We start from the raw sequence: 16,572 nt of genomic DNA on the forward strand, positions 1-16,572 counted from the left end.
AGATGTCAACCAACCGATTGCTTGAATTGTTTGAACAAAATCCTGGCGAGTATGTTTCTGGAGAATTAATCAGTCAGCAGCTTGGCGTCAGCCGTACGGCTGTTTGGAAGCAAATTAAAAAATTGGAGTCGATTGGCTATCAGTTTGACGCTTCGCGTCGGTTAGGATACAAACTGATCTCTTCGCCAGATACCTTATCGGTACCTGAGCTGCTCAGTCAAATGAAATCGAAAATATTTGGCAGCTCGATCCATTGGTTCGAGTCCGTAGATTCTACGCAAAATATAGCGCAGAAGTTGGCGGAGGAAGGTGCGCCGGAAGGTACACTCGTCATAGCGGAGCAACAGCAGAATGGCCGCGGTCGAATGGGGCGTGGCTGGGTATCCCCACAAGGAAAAGGGATCTGGATGAGCATGATCCTTCGTCCTTCGACTCCGATTCATTTTGCACCGCAGCTTACACTGCTTACTGCAGTTGCGTTATGCCGCAGCTTGCGAAGAGTGACAGAATTACCAATAGGTATCAAATGGCCCAATGATTTGTTAATCGAAGGCAAGAAAATCAGCGGGATTTTGCTGGAATCCACAGCGGAGGATGAGAGACTACGCTATGTTATCGCAGGAATTGGCATCAGTGTCAATCTGGAGAAGACGGATTATCCGGACGAAATGCTGAATAAGGTTACCTCGCTTCGTATTGCCAATGGCGGCGACGGCTTTGATCGGACGACGATTATTACCGATTTTTTGCATGAATGGGAGCAGCTTTATTTGCTTTATTGTGAAAAAGGCTTTGGTCCAATTATTACGTTATGGGAAGCGTTATCGGTATCTCTGAACCAACCTGCACGACTTATAACCCCTCAAGGTACAATTGACGGCGTTCCGATTGGTCTTGATGCCAGCGGTGCATTAACTGTACGCAAGGAAGACGGAAGCACGGTTATTGTGTTTTCTGCAGAAATGGGCGAGCCCGTACGCTAAGGGGCGTTTACGGGCACTCCTTTTTTTGTTACTATAAAAGAAGCAGGCGGTATCTGGTAAGAGCTGCACTGCTGTGGGTAATAGATGTAGTGGATTAGCAAGGCAAACTCTGCTCTGAGCCGTAGGGACCGAGACAGAAGGAAGCAAAGACTTAGCATACGTTTCCTTTTTAGTTCGGGAACCTTTTTAGCAGCGGCTAAAAGGTTTTTTTGTGTTTATCCTAAAACTTAAAGGGGATGAAGCGAAATGAGGAAGCGTCTGACAATTACCAACCTCAAGAAAATGAAGCAGGACAAAAATCCAATCTCGATGCTGACCGCGTACGATTACCCATCTGCCTTATTGGCGGAAGAGGCTGGACTAGATGTTATTCTGGTCGGCGATTCATTAGGGAATGTTGTACTCGGTTACGATACGACGATTCCGGTCACGCTCGAAGATATGATTTACCATACACGCGCCGTAGCACGAGGTGCCAAGAATACGTTTATTGTTACGGATATGCCTTTCATGACTTACGGCATCGGTCGGGAATCTACGCTGCGTAATGCAGCAAGGCTGATGCAGGAAGGCGGAGCTCAAGCTCTTAAGCTGGAAGGCGGTACGGATATTGCCTCTGAAGTAGAGGCTTTGGTTAAAGCCGGGATCCCTGTAATGGGTCATATCGGTTTAACTCCACAATCGGTTCATCAGCTTGGCGGCTACAAGGTACAGGGCAAGCTCGAACGCGAAGCAGAAAAACTGATGGAAGATGCCAAGGCGCTTGAAGCTGCCGGAGCATTTGCTATCGTGCTGGAGCTCGTTACGGAGCCTTTAGCAGAAGCCATCAGCAAAGAATTGTCGATCCCAACCATTGGCATCGGCGCAGGACGTGGCTGTGATGGTCAGGTACTGGTTTATCATGATATATTGCAATATTCATCACCTTATATCGAGAAGAAAATGGTCAAAACGTATGCAGATATCGGATCAACAATCCGTAATGCTATTAGCAGCTACGTAAGCGAAGTGAAAGCTGGCGCTTTTCCTGCGGAGGAGCATTCCTTTGGCGCTAAGTCGGCAGCCATCAATCATCTATATGGTGCTGGAGAAGCTGCAAATAACAGCAGTAATCAAGCAAGCGGAGAGGAGTCCCCCAAGCGTGATTTTGTGTCGAACCATAGCTGAGCTAAAAAACGAACTTATTAAAATCAAACAATCATCCAATGATCCAACTATCGGGCTTGTACCAACAATGGGGTTTCTTCACGAAGGTCATGCAAGCTTAATGCGTCAATCGGTGGCTGAGAACACAGCCTCGGTATTATCTATATTTGTAAATCCTATGCAATTTGGCCCTAATGAAGATTTTGAACGTTATCCGCGGGATGAGGAAAGAGATCTTGCGATTGCGAAAGAGAACGGCATCGACATTGTCTTTATGCCAGAAGTGAAGGAAATGTATCCTGTGAAGCCTCGTACTTCAGTTATCGTAAGTCAGCTTACGGAACGATTATGTGGTGCTTCAAGACCTGGACATTTCGACGGCGTTGGGCTTGTTGTGAGCAAGCTTTTCCATCTCGTTCAGCCTGATCGAGCATACTTCGGTATGAAGGACGCTCAGCAGATTGCGGTTATTCAGCAAATGACAGACGATCTGAATTTCCCGGTGGAAATCATTCCTTGTCCAATTGTAAGGGAACCAGATGGACTTGCGCTTAGCTCGCGTAATGTTTATTTAACAGCCGAGAATCGGCAGCAAGCGGTTGTATTGTCGCAGTCTTTGGCTCTTGCGAAGCAATGGGCGAATGAACCTGGTATTACATCTGAAGAGCTGGTATCACGCGTAAAAGCGAAAATCAACGAAGCAGGTCAAGCGGAGATTGATTATGTGGAATGGTTGATTTATCCTTCTTTGGAGCAGCCTTCTTGGAATGAGCCGATTGAGCTTGAAGAAAGCAAATATATTCTGGCACTTGCCGTAAAATTTGGTTCGACTCGATTAATTGATAATACCTTATTTGTACCAAATGTAGTCGCAGAGGTGAAGGATCATGTATAGAACAATGATGAAATCAAAGCTTCATCGGGCAACCGTAACAGAAGCAAATTTAAACTATGTAGGCAGCATTACGATTGATGAGGATTTAATGGATGCTGCAGACATTTGGGAAAATGAGAAAGTTCAGATTGTAAATAACAATAATGGTGCACGGTTTGAGACGTATGTCATCACGGGGCAGCGCGGATCAGGTGTTATTTGTCTTAATGGCGCTGCAGCTCGCCAAGTTCAGCCCGGAGACCAAGTTATTATCATTTCTTATGCATCCATGACCGACGAGGAAGCAAGAGTGCATAAGCCGATTGTAACCATTCTGGACAGTGATAACCGACCACTCAAAAGTCTGTCTGAGGAAATACACGCGACGGTTCTTTAACGCTTCAGTTCCAGCACTATGTAACGATTGGCACGGGGTATGAAAAGCCCTGCCGAAACAAAGAATGAGCATAACACTCCTCAATTCTTTGGTGAAGGCGGGATGCGTAAAATGTTTCAGCAAATGTTCGAAGCCATGAATGAAATGCTTGACCATCTGATCGAGGTGTATCCAACTGCAACTGGTGATCAAAAGCTTCAATATGACGAGCAAATGGCAACGCTCAAAAAAATGAGCGATTCCCTTGTCGAGCAATGGATTGATTTCGAAGAAAAGTTTTCTTGTTTTGTGGAGCAGCAATCAGGATCACCTGAAGTTGCTCCATCGAAAATAACACCGCCGCCTTCCATGGCCATGGAGAGCAGCACAGAGTTAGGCGAGACCCAAGCGGCATCATCGTCAGTGCCTTCGGTACCTGAAACAGTCAAGCAGACAGAGAAGCCAGAACCTGCTGCAGCCGAAGAAGCTTATAACGCTGAGCTTGATATGGAAGTTCCGTATGAGTACGCCATGATGATTTCGAAAGGGCAGGGATATTATAAATTATTTATGTTTTCCGATGCTGCCACTCATTTTCAATCAGCGGTCTCAACTCTTCCGGAATGCAATCTGGCGAGGCTGTATCTGGCGATGACCAACATGCATCTTCAAAACTGGAGTGAGGCGCAAAGACATTTCCAATTGCTGATTTCATTAACGGACTATCCGAAATGGCGTGCTTTAGGCTATAATGCCCTTGGGTGCATTCAAGCGATCTATATGAATATGGAGCAGGCAGAACGTTTTTTCCTGAAGGCATATGAAACTTGCCCAAGCTTTAAAGACCCGTTAAACAATTTGAAATGTTGTAAAGAAACGCCGCAGCAATTATCCTTATTTTTCGGCAGTACCGAGCTTTGCTGCTTATGAGGGGATAGAAAATTAATGAAATTTGCAGTATTGGATTTAGAGACGACAGGACATGGCGTTGGTGACGATATCCTTCAGGTCGGTTTAGCCGTGCTGAATGAAGACCTTGAAATTGAGGAAACGTTTAGTTCCTTCGTTCGTCCTACAATAGAAATTCCGACATTTATTACTCAGTTAACGGGTATCGATGCTGCTATGGTAGCGGACGCTCCTGAGCTGGATGAGGTGCTTATGCAGCTCATCCCTCATTTAGAGGATGCCGTACTTGTTGCTCATAACGTAAACTTCGATGCAGGCTTCCTGAATCAAGCGCTCGACCGATGCGGGTATCATCCCTTTATCGGTCGCAGGCTTGATACGATTGAGCTGCTTAGAGTTCTGTATCCTTCGATTACTACGTATCAGCTTGGCGCTGTAACGGAGCTGTTTGGCATTACCCATGAACAGCATCATCGGGCAGACAGTGACGCGGTAGCTACAGCGCAGTTATTTGCCCAATCGGTACGAAAGCTCAGACAATTGCCGCTGCTTACTTTGCAGCGGCTATCCTTTCTTATAGACAACGGAAGCGATCTAAGCTGGTTTATGGCCGAAACCCAAAAGCAAGCTGAGCTTCACACCTCCATTGATATGAATACTTATCAGTATTTCAATCAGTTTGCCTTGAAGGCTGGCGAATGGACCGAAGAGCAGCCAGCACGTGCAGACCAGGAAGCGGATCAGCTCAAGGATATGTCTTTTGAGCAGTATTTGGATGGCATCAAGCAGCGATTTATGGAGAAGTACCCGAATTATGAGGAACGGGAAGCGCAGACGACGATGTTTCATGAGGTATATGACTCGCTCTGTAATGACCGGCATCTGCTCATTGAAGCGGGAACAGGTACCGGCAAATCACTTGGTTATTTGATTCCTTCCCTGTACTACGGAATTAAGCAGGAAAGCAAAATTGTTGTCAGCACCCATACTATCAATTTGCAGGAGCAGTTGAGGCATCGAGATGTACCGCTTCTTCGTGAAATTCTGCCCTTTGATTTCCGTGCCTCCATCTTTAAAGGAAGAGGCAATTATTTATGTCTGCGGAAATTTGAAAGCAAAATTAATGCGAAAGATCTAGTTGCTCCCATTGATGATGCGATTACTGCTTCTCAAATGGTGGTCTGGCTCAGCGAGACTGAGACCGGAGATCAAGAGGAACTCAACTTTGGCAATAAAGGATCTGACTTCTGGTCGACGGTGGCCAGTGACGCGGATTCCTGTTTAAATCGGCAATGTCCATGGTTTAAGCGTTGTTATTATCACCGCGCGAAGCATGAGGCCAATATTGCTGATGTATGCATCACGAATCATTCCATGCTGTTTACGGATGTTCAAGCGGATCATAGGCTTCTTCCGTCGTATAGCCACTTAATTATTGATGAGGCTCATCATGTAGAAGAGGTAGCCGGCAAACATCTTGGCATGCAAATTAATTACTTCTCCTTAACTCATCAAACGACAAGACTATTTAAAGATAACCGTTCAGGACTCTTGCCAGCACTTAGACTACGTCTGCAGCAGGAGGATGATGAGCGGGTACAAGCATGGACGGAAACCATTGATACGGTTATTCCGATCTTCCAAGACGTCAAGGAGCATTGGGATAAGCTGTTTGAGCTCCTGTATGCCTTTGTTGGCGAGTCTGGAGAGGCCGGCAATGATAACGGTCAGGCCGTTTGTCGTTTGCGCAGTGACACCCCGCCAAAAGGCTGGGACGATGTGTTGAATATAGAGAATAATGTGCATACCGAGCTCAGCCGGGTCGTTAAGACGGTGGATAAAATGGCATCGGATATTAAAGAAAGACTCGATGACCAGACGATTCAAGGACTTATCACCGACCTCAATGGCGTTGTTCGTGATTTAACGAGAGTGAAGGATGATCTGCGTACCTTCCTCAAAATGGAGCAAAATTCGGAAGTATATTGGATCGAAGCGAGTATGGCTTACCGCTATCGGTCTGTCCATCTTTATGCCGTACCGGTGGATGTCAGCAAACAGCTTCAGCAATATTTCTTTGATGTGAAGGACAGCATTGTGTTAACTTCTGCAACATTGTCTGTTCATAAATCGTTCCAGTATGCGGAGGAGCAGCTTGGCCTGGAAGGGTTTGAAGAAAATAACAGGCTCAAGACCGTTCAGCTTCCCTCGCCGTTTAATTATCGCGAGCAGGCTCTGGTTATTATTCCGCGTAATTTCCCAACCTTGAAAGGTGCTGGGGGCGATCAGCAGTTTACTTCTATGCTGGTAGACTCGCTAGCGGATGCAGCAGTAGAGACAAAAGGACGCATGCTTGTGCTCTTTACTTCATATCGGATGCTGAAGCAGGTCTATGAGCCGCTTAAAGAAGCTTTGGCAGGTTCGGGTATTCAGGTGCTTGGACAAGGCATAGACAGCGGAAACCGGACAAAGCTTACGAGACGGTTCACCCAGTCACCTGAAACGGTTCTGCTTGGCACGAGCAGCTTCTGGGAAGGGGTAGACATTCCAGGTGAGGCTTTAACCTGTCTTGCCATCGTCCGTCTGCCGTTCCAGCCGCCGAATCATCCGCTTGTTGAAGCGAAGTCGGAGCTGCTGCAGAAGCAAAAGCAAAATCCGTTTATGAAGCTGTCTATCCCACAAGCGGTTATCCGCTTCAAACAGGGCTTCGGAAGACTTGTTCGTACGACGAAGGACAAGGGGATTGTTATTATCTACGATACGCGAGTCATTGATACGTATTATGGCAAACATTTCCTCTATTCATTACCTGGTCCAAAGATTGAAACCATGCATACGGATCAGATGGTAGCGCGAATGCGGGAATGGCTGCAATCGGAAGAGGGGGCAAATGGGTGAAGCAGGCGAAAATATCAGAGGCCGTCGTCAGACGGCTGCCCATCTATCTGCAGGTGTTAAACGAATTGTACAATCGTGAAGTACAAACCGTTTCCTCGCAAGAGCTGGGACTCAAGCTAGACCTCAATCCCGCCCAAATTCGGAAGGACCTTGCTTATTTCGGTGATTTCGGCCGCAAGGGTATCGGGTATGACGTCTCCTATTTGATTGAGAAGATTCAACAAATCCTAAAGCTGGACCAGCGGATTAATGTTGCACTCGTTGGTGCAGGTAACCTAGGACATGCTTTATGTAATTACAATAAGTACTCGAAAGACAATATGAAAATTGTCGCCGTATTCGATGACCATCCTAGCAAGATCGGGACGATGATTAATAATCTTCCCATTATGCCTATGGAAAAGCTGAAGGCTGTCGTAGAGGAAAATAATATCCGGATCGGCATTATTACCGTGCCCGGTCCGGAAGCACAAAATGTAGCGAATCAGTTCGTAGAAGCGGGGATTGAAGGGATCTTGAACTTTGCACCGGCTATATTACGGTTACCAGATCATATCCGGATTCACCACGCAGACTTTACAAGAGAATTACTGAGCTTGGCTTATTATTTGAACAAAGAAAGGAATGAACTTGAAGATGGCTCAAATATGGATTGAAAACGGCCTGTTCGTGACGATGAACGATACCAATTCGGTCTTCCGGGGACATATGGTAGTAACCGACGATCAGATTACATATATCGGTGAGACAGCTCCAACTGGGCTGGATGAGAAAGTAGAACGATTAGACGGCAGCAAGCTTGCTTTTATGCCGGGCCTTATTAATACACATGGTCATGCAGCTATGTCTCTGCTCCGTGGTTACTCCGACGATCAAAACCTGCAAGTATGGCTCGAACAAAAAATGTGGCCGATGGAAGGCAAATATATCGATCAAGATACTCGTGCTGGAAGCGCCTTGGCTATTGTCGAGATGCTGAAGACGGGTACAACAGCGTTTGTTGATATGTATGACAGAATGGATCAAGTGGCAGCAATGGTTGAGCAATCGGGTATTCGCGGCTGCTTGACACGTGGCGTTATTGGTCTTTGTTCCGAGGAGATCCAGCAGGCGAAGCTGACAGAAGCAATTGCATTCGCGCGGGATTGGAACGGTAAAGCAGATGGACGTATTACGACCATGATTTCACCACATGCCCCTTATACTTGCCCGCCTGATTACATTGAGAAGTTTGTCCAAGCTGCTCATGATTATGATCTGCCCGTTCATACACATATGTCGGAGACACTTGCTGAAGTGGAGCAAAATGTCCGGGATTACGGTACTCGCCCTGTCGAGCATCTGGATAAGCTGGGCTTTTTCTCGCGGCCGGCACTTGTTGCCCATGCGGTACATTTGAATGATGAAGAGATTGCATTGCTGGCTGACCGTAAGGTAGCCGTATCCCATAATCCTGTCAGCAATCTGAAGCTGGCAAGCGGCGTAGCTCGTGTACCTGAACTGCTGCGTGCAGGCGTTACTGTGTCGCTTGGTACGGATAGTGTTGCGAGCAATAACAATTTGGATCTGTTTAAAGAAATCAAATTTGCTGCTTTGCTGCACAAAGGAGTATCCGGTGATCCAACCGTTATCCCTGCTATGGAGGCATTACGCATGGGTACGGTTTATGGTGCACGTTCCATATGGCAGGAAGAAAAAATTGGCCAATTGGTTGAAGGCAAGAAAGCAGACTTCATTGCAATCGATATAGAACAGCCTCATTATTATCCCCTGACAGATGTCGTATCGCATCTTGTTTATTCCGGTTCGGGAAGAGATGTTAAGCATGTGTGGGTGAATGGACGTAAAGTTGTTCATAATGGCGAGTGTACGTTAATGGATGAAGAGAAAATCCGTTACGAGGCACAAGCAAGCTTCGAGCGGCTGCTGCAAGCATAATGAGAGCGACAATTAAAAAACGTTCTTCGGTCATGAGTCCGAAGCGCTGGCTGGCCGTGATTCTTGTTGCCTTGTTGGCTGTTATCGCAATTGTAATCATGTACTACAATACGATTCAACAGCCATTCTGGGACTCAGAGAATCCGATCCGCAAGCAAGCTAAGGAAGCAGCAAACTTGACCAAAGTAACGTCCATCACGAAGCAGGTATGGGATACGACTTCTTGGATCGTGAAGGGCGAGAATGACGCGGATGAAGTGATTTATGTATGGTTGATTGGCCCGGATAAGACCGTGCAGATTGTTAAGGAAACTGAAGGTGTACTTAAAGCCTCAATCAAACAAGCTGTGCTGGAAGCCAAACCGGATGCAGAATTAAAACGGATTCAACCGGGAACGTTAAATGGACAGCTTGTGTGGGAAGTCTTCTATTCAGAAGGCCATAATCCCGAGAAATACAGCTACGCATTCTATGATTTCCGTACAGGAACGTATGTGACGGAATATCATCTTCCTGCCAAAACAGCGAGCTAGCCGCGTAAGCGGCTGGCTCCTTTTCCTGTTTTTACACCGTCTCTTTGATGTCGATATATGATATACTTTCGTATAGCAGAGATGATATACGGAATTTTATATATTGCTTAAAGAGGAGGAGTAAGAATGAAACTTCGCATTATCCCATTCGTGTTGTCCGCTGTAGCTACAGCATTGCTGCTGTTTGGCGGGTGGATGTTATATAAGCAATTTGCTGTCGTTTCTCCTTTTCAGAAGTCTATTGGACAAGTTGAAGGTGTCGCCTCGGCGAATGCTCCTACTATAGATCAAGATCATGTGTCAGTACAGGTTACGCTTGAGCCGGATGCGAAATTAAAAGATGTCTATGAAAACATTGCTAAAGAAGGCAAGGATGCTATTGGTGACCGCGATTTGCAGCTTGATATTACTAATGCAGTTCCTAGTAGTCAATTAGATAAAGTATGGTCTTCGGTGTTATTTAATGTTGCAGAAGCGATGGAGAAGAAGAACTATTCCGAAATTCCGAATGCTCTTCAAAAAGCAGCTGCTGCGAATGCAGGTGTCCATTATGAAACAGCACTTGATGACAATAATGTCTATATCACACTAAAGGATGATACCTCAACGAAGTATGTTGTACTTCCGCGCGTTCCTGCACAGCTGGAGGTGTCAACTTATGCGTAAATACGGGATTGAGATCGCAGCTGGCTTTGGCTTGATGCTGTTTATTTTCCTGGCTTTTGAAGGAGTTAATGTGATGCCCGTCTTGTTACTAGCTGCTTTAGGAGCGGGGGTATGGTTCACTACGCGCGGCAAAGGCCGGATGATGGCTAGTTCAGGTGCGAAACGCAGCAAAGAGCTTCGTCTGGAATCGATGAGCTTTGACCAGATTGGCGGTCAGGATCGAGCAAAACAAGAGTTAATTGAAGCCCTTGATTTTCTCGTTAAACAAGAGGAGATTGCTAAGCTGGGTATCCGTCCGATGAAAGGGATTTTGCTCACGGGCCCTCCGGGTACTGGTAAAACCCTACTTGCGAAGGCCGCAGCTCATTATACCGATTCGATTTATTTGGCTGCCTCAGGCAGTGAGTTTGTTGAGATGTATGTGGGTGTAGGTGCAGGACGGATTCGTGATTTGTTCAAGGAAGCAAGGGAGAAAGCGAAAAAAGCCGGTAAGAAAAGTGCCGTTATCTTTATTGACGAGATTGATGTCATCGGTGGTAAAAGGGACGGCGGTCAGCATAAAGAATATGATCAGACATTGAACCAGCTGCTCACAGAGATGGACGGTATTCATTCTGATGAGGCACCACGTATTCTTATTATTGCAGCAACGAACCGGAAAGAAATACTCGACAGCGCTTTGCTGCGTCCGGGTCGATTCGACCGTCATATTGGAGTTGAACTGCCGGATAAAAAAGGGCGCCTTCATATTTTGCGTCTGCATGCGGCGAACAAACCGCTTAATGAAGGTATTAATCTGGAACGTATTGCTTCTGAATCCTTTGGTTTTTCAGGTGCTCAGCTGGAGAGTGTAATGAACGAAGGTGCGATCTACGCTATGCGTGAGAACAGTGAGACCATTCTGGAGTCACATCTGGCAATGGCGATTGATAAAGTGATGATGGGTGAGAAAACAGACCGGGAATCAACAGCTGAGGAACGCGAACGCGTGGCGCTTCATGAACTAGGCCATGCCATTTCTGCAGAGCTGGTACGTCCAGGCAGCGTCTCGCAGGTTGCTTTATCCCCGCGTGGTCAGGCGCTTGGTTATGTTCGTCATAACCCGCAGCAGGATCGATATTTGTACACGAAGGATTTTCTGGAAAGCCAAATCATGATCGCGCTTGGCGGAGCTGCAGCGGAAGAAATTTTCTATGGCGGCCGCAGCACAGGCTCTCGTGGTGACTTTGATCAAGCAATGAACATTGTTCGGACAATGGTCGAATCTGGGCTCACTGAGCTTGGTATTATTGATGCGAACATGATGACCCCGGATAAATGGGCAAGTATTACGAGCTCCATTCTGGATGAACTGATGGTGAAGACGAAAGCAATGCTGGAAGCAAGAAAAGAAGTGTTTACTGAGTCGCTGGACGTTCTGATTCGAGAAGAAACGCTTAGCGGTGATGAGTTCCGGACCTTACTAAGTCAGCTGTCAAAAAGCGCATAAGAATAAGGCTTTTTAGCTTGGCTAGATATACAAACGAACGGCAGGGTGTTAGACCTGCCGCTCGTTTTGCTGTTCACCAAATCATCACCAGTTACCTTCTTTATTTGTGTAAAAAAGGTTATAATGGATTTGATCGATAGGTAAAGAGAATGATTCTCAATGCCGCAAAAAAGAGAATAGTTACAAGGAGAGAAACAAAAGAATTATGGTTATTAAAAAGATTGGTGTCATCGGCGCCGGAACAATGGGTCAAGGAATTGCAGAAATGCTTGCTTCTAAAGGGCTGGATGTGTATTTAATCGAAAGCTCTGAGGAACGCTTAACATACGGTATGCAAATGATTGAGCTCAACTTAGAGAAGCAAATTGAGAAATGGGCTCTAACGCAAGCTGAGAAAAAACTGATCCTGAATCGCATTCATCCTTGCCAGACATATAACGAACTGGCAGACTGCGAACTGGTCATTGAATCCATAACAGAAGATCTGGAAAGCAAGAAGCTCGTGTTTAAACAGCTGGATGAGATTTGTGATGAGTCAGTAATTATTGCAAGCAATACCTCCACGTTAAGCTTAACGGAGCTGGCAAGTGTAACCAGCCATCCGGAGCGTGTCATTGGCCTCCACTTTATTTATCCCGTATCCAAGATCGACCTGGTCGAGATTGTGCGTGGTTTGAAAACCTCCGATGCAACATTTGATTCGATGAAAGAATTCGTTGATGAAGTCATCCAGAAAAAAGGGATCATGGTGTTCGAGTCTCCAGGCTTTGTGACGACTCGTCTTATTTGTTTGTTCATTAATGAGGCCCTTCATGTACTTGAAGAAGGCGTTGCATCAGCTGAAGATATCGATAATGCAATGCGAATCGGTTATTCTTTCCAAAATGGCCCGTTCGAGATGGCTGACCGATTTGGACTTGATTCCATCCTTGCTGCACTAGAGCGTATGTTCCGGGAATACGGGGAGCTGAAATACCGTCCGTCCATTGTATTGAAGAAAATGGTACGCGCTGGGCATCTTGGTGTGAAGTCTGGCGTAGGATTTTTCAAATATGACAAGGATGGGGACCGTATCTAATGAAAGTACTCGTAATTAATGCAGGAAGTTCCTCGCTGAAATATCAGCTTTATAATATGGAGACGGAAGAAGTGCTTGCAAGCGGGCGTGTAGAGCGGATCGGCATGGATTCTTCGATCGTTACTCATGAGCCTCCGGGTAAACCGGATGTCACACAAGTTAGTGAGATTCTTGATCATGTCACAGCGGTTAAAAAAGTTGTCGATATGCTGATTCATCCCGAACATGGCGTTGTCAAATCAATGGAAGAGATTGATGCTGTTGGTCATCGTGTTGTCCACGGCGGCGAAGTGTTCAAGAGCTCGGCACTTGTTACCGCTGATGTAAAGCAGGAGATCCGCAAGCTGTTTGATCTTGCTCCACTTCATAACCCGGCCCATATGATGGGGATTAGCGCGGTAGAAGCAAATATGCCAAATGTGCCGCAGGTTGTTGTATTTGATACCGCCTTCCATCAATCGATGCCTAATACTTCTTACCTGTATCCAATTCCTAAAGTGCTGTATCGTCGTCATAAAGTACGTCGTTATGGCTTCCACGGGACATCGCATCAATATGTAAGCCAGCAGGCTGCTGACTTCCTTGGCAAGCCGCTTGAATCGCTGAAGATGATCTCTTGTCATATCGGTAATGGCGCGAGTTGTACGGCGATTCTGGATGGCAAGTCTTTTGATACAAGTATGGGTATGACACCACTTGAAGGTTTGATGATGGGTACACGCAGCGGTGATCTTGATCCGGCTATCGTTCCATATGTCATGAACAAAGAGGATTTAACCTTAAACGAAGTAAATTCCATGCTTAATAAACATAGCGGCATGCTTGCGATCTCTGGGATCAGCAGCGACATGCGTGAGATTGTAGAAGCAATGGGTGAAGGTGATACAAATGCCAAGCTGGCATTTGATATGTATACGTATCGCGTACGGAAATACATTGGTGCCTATGCTGCGGCGATGAACGGTGTAGACATTATTTTGTTCACAGCAGGCGTTGGCGAGAACTCGAATGTTCTGCGTAAAGCGGTATGTGAAGGCATCTCGTTCCTAGGTGTTGAGCTGGACGAAGAGCGTAATAATGTACGCAGCAAAGAAGTCCGTCAAATCTCGACGGATACATCACGTGTGAAAGTTCTTGTTGTTCCAACGAACGAAGAGCTGCTGATTGCCCGTGATACGTATACGATTGTTAAAGGCGATTCGAAATAATCGAATAGAGTAGTAAGCTTCGGAGGGATCGGTAATTATGAGCAACGAAGACATGTGGAAAGCCTATTCGCGCGGCATGGCGGCCGTAATGAATGAGGGCGGAGTGCATGTGTCCGCACTGCTGCTCCGCTCATACCGCCACTTGAATCTTTCTGAGGCTGAAGTGATGCTGCTCTTACAGCTGATGCTGTTCCGTGAATCGGAAGGCATTGAGTTCCCAACGATGGAGCAGCTCGCAGAACGGACAGGCTCTACAGAACGAGTTGTTGAAACAACCATTGGTCGGCTGATGAAGGAAGGCTTCCTTACGATTGATGAGCAAATTGATTCCATGTCGGGCATCCAGTCGGAGACGTATAACTGGAGCGGATGGATGCTGAAGGCTGCAGAATGGGCAGCAGAAGAGAAGCGGGAGTCGAGGAAGGCAGAGCGCCGAACGGTGAAGCGGGCGCCTGATCCTAGTAATATATTCTCCGTCTTCGAGCAGGAATTTGGCCGGCTGTTATCACCGATGGAATGTGAGACGATTACAGGATGGGTGGATCAGGACCGGTATCAGGATGAGTTGATCCGTTTCGCCTTGAAGGAAGCCGTCTTTGCCGGCAAGCTTAACTTCCGGTACATCGACCGTATTTTAATTGAGTGGAGCCGCAATCGGGTGACGAATGTGGATGAAGCTCGCGCACATTCTCAGAAATTCCGTGGACCACGCGGGTAGCCATTATAACGTTTATAACAAGTAAAAGCCTTGTATTCTCTTTTGGAGAGTACAAGGCTTTTTTTTCGTTCCTGTGCTTATCCGGCTTGACCTAAGAAATAGAAAACGGCACCTAAGACGACCGTCAATATAAGTGATTGCAGGACATGGCGAGGTGATGGTCGTGGACCATCTCGCAATACCTTTACTCCAAGCGGCACAAGCGCTATACAAAGACCTGCAGCTCCAATGATGGAGAACATGGTTGTACCTTTCAGGACTCCTAGGGGAAGTGCTGACATAAGTGCTAAAGCAATAGATCGGAGTAATCCAAGCGTCTTGGATCTATAAGCGCCGATGGCAAGTACAATCCATCCGAACAGAATTGCTGGGTTAAGAAAACTGAAGATATGATAGGCGCCATAAGTTTCGGCTACAGACTTGGTCGCAGACTCGAGACCTTCAATACGAACCAATTGATAGGCTAAGTGATCGACCCCCGCATGGAATATCCGGGCAATCAGACCAAATATAACGAGTAAGCCTCCCCATTTGGCTAAGCCTGGTTTTGTCTGTTGAATCATCCTTACAACGGTTAATATGGCAGGCCACAGGAGCAGAATGCCAGCGTTAAACGCACTGAATGACCAAAACATTAATCTCGGATGCTCTTCAAAAGCCTTCAACTGATCGGGAAAGAAGAAATGGAATCGGCTTCGTAACAGTACCCCGACTAGAAAGAGAATTGGTCCTGCCATTAATGTGATACCGCCAATATATCGGCCAGGGAACCAGCTAGTGTTTGCTGCATTGGCATTGTTCGGAGACGGATGCATCTTCTTATAACTCCTTTGTGGGCTGATTATGGTGAGAATTGCTTGCGATATCGCAGCGGCGAAATGCCCGCATAGGTTTTAAAGCAGTTCGAAAAATAAGGCTGGTGACGAAAGCCGGTTTTGTCTGCAATGTCAGCAATTGACCATTCTGTCTTGATCAAGAGCAGCTTGGCCTGCTCTAACCGGTATCGATGCAAATACTCCATTGGAGAGCAGTGATAGATTTCTTTCATACATCTGACGATATAGTTGGGATGAAAATGTAGAGCTTCCGCCAGCACCACATTGGTTAGATCGGATTGGTAATGCTGACGGATATAAGCCTCGGTTTTATTGGCAAGCTTCATGGCTGGTGAATCCGCATTAGAACGATCTTGTCTTTCCTCTAATAACCCAATCAGCTCGATAAATAATTGCTGCTCCAGCCAATAGACACCTCTTTGATGCTCATTGGAATAGGCTAATAGCTGGTTGAGATGCCGTTCTGCTAAAGCAAATTCTGGTGGTGCGGCATACTGGGGAAGATGAATGAGATATGGATTTTCCCAAGATTGACGAATGGGCAGCGGCATACTGGCTGGATCTGATTCATGCTGGGTCCATTCTCCCTTGAAGTCGAAGTGAATCCAATAAAAGTTGGTGTCACTATCACAAGGCTTGACGGAATAGTGATACTTGTTAGGCAATAAGAGCAGTGTTTCTCCTGCCTTAACCTCCCACTGCTTGTTTTCTTCGCCGATGTACAAGGTTCCTTTGACCACCCACAACAGATCAAACATGCCTAGATTCCTACGATCAGGATGCTGGTCGCCAGGCTTGTACTCCGATAGTCCAGTTGTAATGTAATAAGGGATAGGAGGCAGTTGTAAGGAAATATAGGAGGTATCAATCATATGGGAAGCCACTCCTCCGGCAGTGTGATATTTTATATAAAATAGGGT

Annotated in this window: 16 protein-coding genes; 14 read left to right on the forward strand and 2 right to left on the reverse strand. The window is 46.3% G+C overall.

Annotated elements, in window-relative coordinates; all coding sequences use genetic code 11:
- The first annotated feature begins 2 nt into the window (after window positions 1-2).
- The 14 genes from FHS17_RS01585 to FHS17_RS01650 all read left to right on the forward strand — a co-directional run bounded on the left by FHS17_RS01585 (window position 3) and on the right by FHS17_RS01650 (window position 14,816).
- Window positions 3-983, forward strand: coding sequence for a biotin--[acetyl-CoA-carboxylase] ligase (locus tag FHS17_RS01585; RefSeq protein WP_167273191.1), 981 nt, complete (start codon window positions 3-5; stop codon window positions 981-983).
- A 246-nt stretch (window positions 984-1,229) separates the two neighbouring features.
- Window positions 1,230-2,150: a 3-methyl-2-oxobutanoate hydroxymethyltransferase gene (gene panB / locus FHS17_RS01590; protein WP_167273196.1), complete on the forward strand. Its 921-nt coding sequence runs from the start codon at window positions 1,230-1,232 to the stop codon at window positions 2,148-2,150.
- On the forward strand, window positions 2,125-3,024 hold the full coding sequence (gene panC, locus FHS17_RS01595; protein WP_167273200.1) for a pantoate--beta-alanine ligase: 900 nt from the start codon (window positions 2,125-2,127) through the stop codon (window positions 3,022-3,024). Before panB ends, panC begins: the two co-directional genes overlap by 26 nt.
- Entirely contained in the window at window positions 3,017-3,400 is a 384-nt protein-coding gene (gene panD / locus FHS17_RS01600; RefSeq protein WP_167273205.1) for an aspartate 1-decarboxylase, read from the forward strand. The genes panC and panD overlap by 8 nt, the downstream gene beginning before the upstream one ends.
- Window positions 3,401-3,502: 102 nt before the next feature.
- Entirely contained in the window at window positions 3,503-4,309 is an 807-nt protein-coding gene (locus FHS17_RS01605; protein WP_167273208.1) for a tetratricopeptide repeat protein, read from the forward strand.
- Between the two features lie 15 nt (window positions 4,310-4,324).
- Window positions 4,325-7,186: an ATP-dependent DNA helicase DinG gene (dinG, locus tag FHS17_RS01610; RefSeq protein ID WP_167273213.1), complete on the forward strand. Its 2,862-nt coding sequence runs from the start codon at window positions 4,325-4,327 to the stop codon at window positions 7,184-7,186.
- Window positions 7,183-7,842, forward strand: coding sequence for a redox-sensing transcriptional repressor Rex (locus FHS17_RS01615; RefSeq protein WP_167273217.1), 660 nt, complete (start codon window positions 7,183-7,185; stop codon window positions 7,840-7,842). Before dinG ends, FHS17_RS01615 begins: the two co-directional genes overlap by 4 nt.
- On the forward strand, window positions 7,823-9,124 hold the full coding sequence (locus FHS17_RS01620) for an amidohydrolase (RefSeq protein ID WP_167273221.1): 1,302 nt from the start codon (window positions 7,823-7,825) through the stop codon (window positions 9,122-9,124). The genes FHS17_RS01615 and FHS17_RS01620 overlap by 20 nt, the downstream gene beginning before the upstream one ends.
- Window positions 9,124-9,657, forward strand: a complete 534-nt coding sequence (locus FHS17_RS01625; RefSeq protein ID WP_167273225.1) for a cell wall elongation regulator TseB-like domain-containing protein — start codon at window positions 9,124-9,126, stop codon at window positions 9,655-9,657. Before FHS17_RS01620 ends, FHS17_RS01625 begins: the two co-directional genes overlap by 1 nt.
- A 126-nt stretch (window positions 9,658-9,783) precedes the next feature.
- Complete coding sequence (locus tag FHS17_RS01630) at window positions 9,784-10,323, forward strand: hypothetical protein (protein WP_167273229.1); 540 nt, start codon at window positions 9,784-9,786, stop codon at window positions 10,321-10,323.
- Window positions 10,316-11,812 (forward strand): AAA family ATPase, encoded by a 1,497-nt coding sequence (locus FHS17_RS01635; protein ID WP_167273233.1) that lies wholly within the window; start codon window positions 10,316-10,318, stop codon window positions 11,810-11,812. Before FHS17_RS01630 ends, FHS17_RS01635 begins: the two co-directional genes overlap by 8 nt.
- A 205-nt stretch (window positions 11,813-12,017) precedes the next feature.
- Window positions 12,018-12,890 carry a 3-hydroxyacyl-CoA dehydrogenase family protein gene (locus FHS17_RS01640; RefSeq protein WP_167273237.1) on the forward strand — a complete coding sequence of 291 codons (873 nt, stop codon included), beginning with the start codon at window positions 12,018-12,020 and terminating at the stop codon, window positions 12,888-12,890.
- Window positions 12,890-14,098, forward strand: a complete 1,209-nt coding sequence (locus tag FHS17_RS01645) for an acetate/propionate family kinase (protein ID WP_167273240.1) — start codon at window positions 12,890-12,892, stop codon at window positions 14,096-14,098. The genes FHS17_RS01640 and FHS17_RS01645 overlap by 1 nt, the downstream gene beginning before the upstream one ends.
- A gap of 37 nt (window positions 14,099-14,135) precedes the next feature.
- Window positions 14,136-14,816: a DnaD domain protein gene (locus FHS17_RS01650; protein ID WP_167273245.1), complete on the forward strand. Its 681-nt coding sequence runs from the start codon at window positions 14,136-14,138 to the stop codon at window positions 14,814-14,816.
- A 77-nt stretch (window positions 14,817-14,893) separates the two neighbouring features.
- Here the strand turns inward: FHS17_RS01650 and FHS17_RS01655 are convergent, their stop codons facing one another.
- Entirely contained in the window at window positions 14,894-15,631 is a 738-nt protein-coding gene (locus FHS17_RS01655; protein ID WP_167273248.1) for a hypothetical protein, read from the reverse strand.
- A gap of 26 nt (window positions 15,632-15,657) precedes the next feature.
- Entirely contained in the window at window positions 15,658-16,524 is an 867-nt protein-coding gene (locus tag FHS17_RS01660; RefSeq protein ID WP_167273252.1) for a helix-turn-helix domain-containing protein, read from the reverse strand.
- Between the last annotated feature and the right edge of the window lie 48 nt (window positions 16,525-16,572).

The organism is Paenibacillus lupini (assembly GCF_011761355.1).
GTDB classification, from domain to species: Bacteria; Bacillota; Bacilli; order Paenibacillales; family Paenibacillaceae; genus Pristimantibacillus; species Pristimantibacillus lupini.

Excerpts from the sequence above, each read along its gene's own strand:
- FHS17_RS01635 (WP_167273233.1), top strand. The coding sequence starts at position 10,316 with ATGCGTAAATACGGGATTGAGATCGCAGCTGGCTTTGGCTTGATGCTG.
- dinG (WP_167273213.1), top strand. The coding sequence starts at position 4,325 with ATGAAATTTGCAGTATTGGATTTAGAGACGACAGGACATGGCGTTGGT.
- FHS17_RS01650 (WP_167273245.1), top strand. The coding sequence starts at position 14,136 with ATGAGCAACGAAGACATGTGGAAAGCCTATTCGCGCGGCATGGCGGCC.
- FHS17_RS01660 (WP_167273252.1), bottom strand. The coding sequence starts at position 16,524 with ATGATTGATACCTCCTATATTTCCTTACAACTGCCTCCTATCCCTTAT.
- FHS17_RS01640 (WP_167273237.1), top strand. The coding sequence starts at position 12,018 with ATGGTTATTAAAAAGATTGGTGTCATCGGCGCCGGAACAATGGGTCAA.
- FHS17_RS01655 (WP_167273248.1), bottom strand. The coding sequence starts at position 15,631 with ATGCATCCGTCTCCGAACAATGCCAATGCAGCAAACACTAGCTGGTTC.
- FHS17_RS01625 (WP_167273225.1), top strand. The coding sequence starts at position 9,124 with ATGAGAGCGACAATTAAAAAACGTTCTTCGGTCATGAGTCCGAAGCGC.
- panB (WP_167273196.1), top strand. The coding sequence starts at position 1,230 with ATGAGGAAGCGTCTGACAATTACCAACCTCAAGAAAATGAAGCAGGAC.
- panD (WP_167273205.1), top strand. The coding sequence starts at position 3,017 with ATGTATAGAACAATGATGAAATCAAAGCTTCATCGGGCAACCGTAACA.
- FHS17_RS01585 (WP_167273191.1), top strand. The coding sequence starts at position 3 with ATGTCAACCAACCGATTGCTTGAATTGTTTGAACAAAATCCTGGCGAG.
- FHS17_RS01605 (WP_167273208.1), top strand. The coding sequence starts at position 3,503 with ATGCGTAAAATGTTTCAGCAAATGTTCGAAGCCATGAATGAAATGCTT.
- FHS17_RS01630 (WP_167273229.1), top strand. The coding sequence starts at position 9,784 with ATGAAACTTCGCATTATCCCATTCGTGTTGTCCGCTGTAGCTACAGCA.
- FHS17_RS01645 (WP_167273240.1), top strand. The coding sequence starts at position 12,890 with ATGAAAGTACTCGTAATTAATGCAGGAAGTTCCTCGCTGAAATATCAG.
- FHS17_RS01620 (WP_167273221.1), top strand. The coding sequence starts at position 7,823 with ATGGCTCAAATATGGATTGAAAACGGCCTGTTCGTGACGATGAACGAT.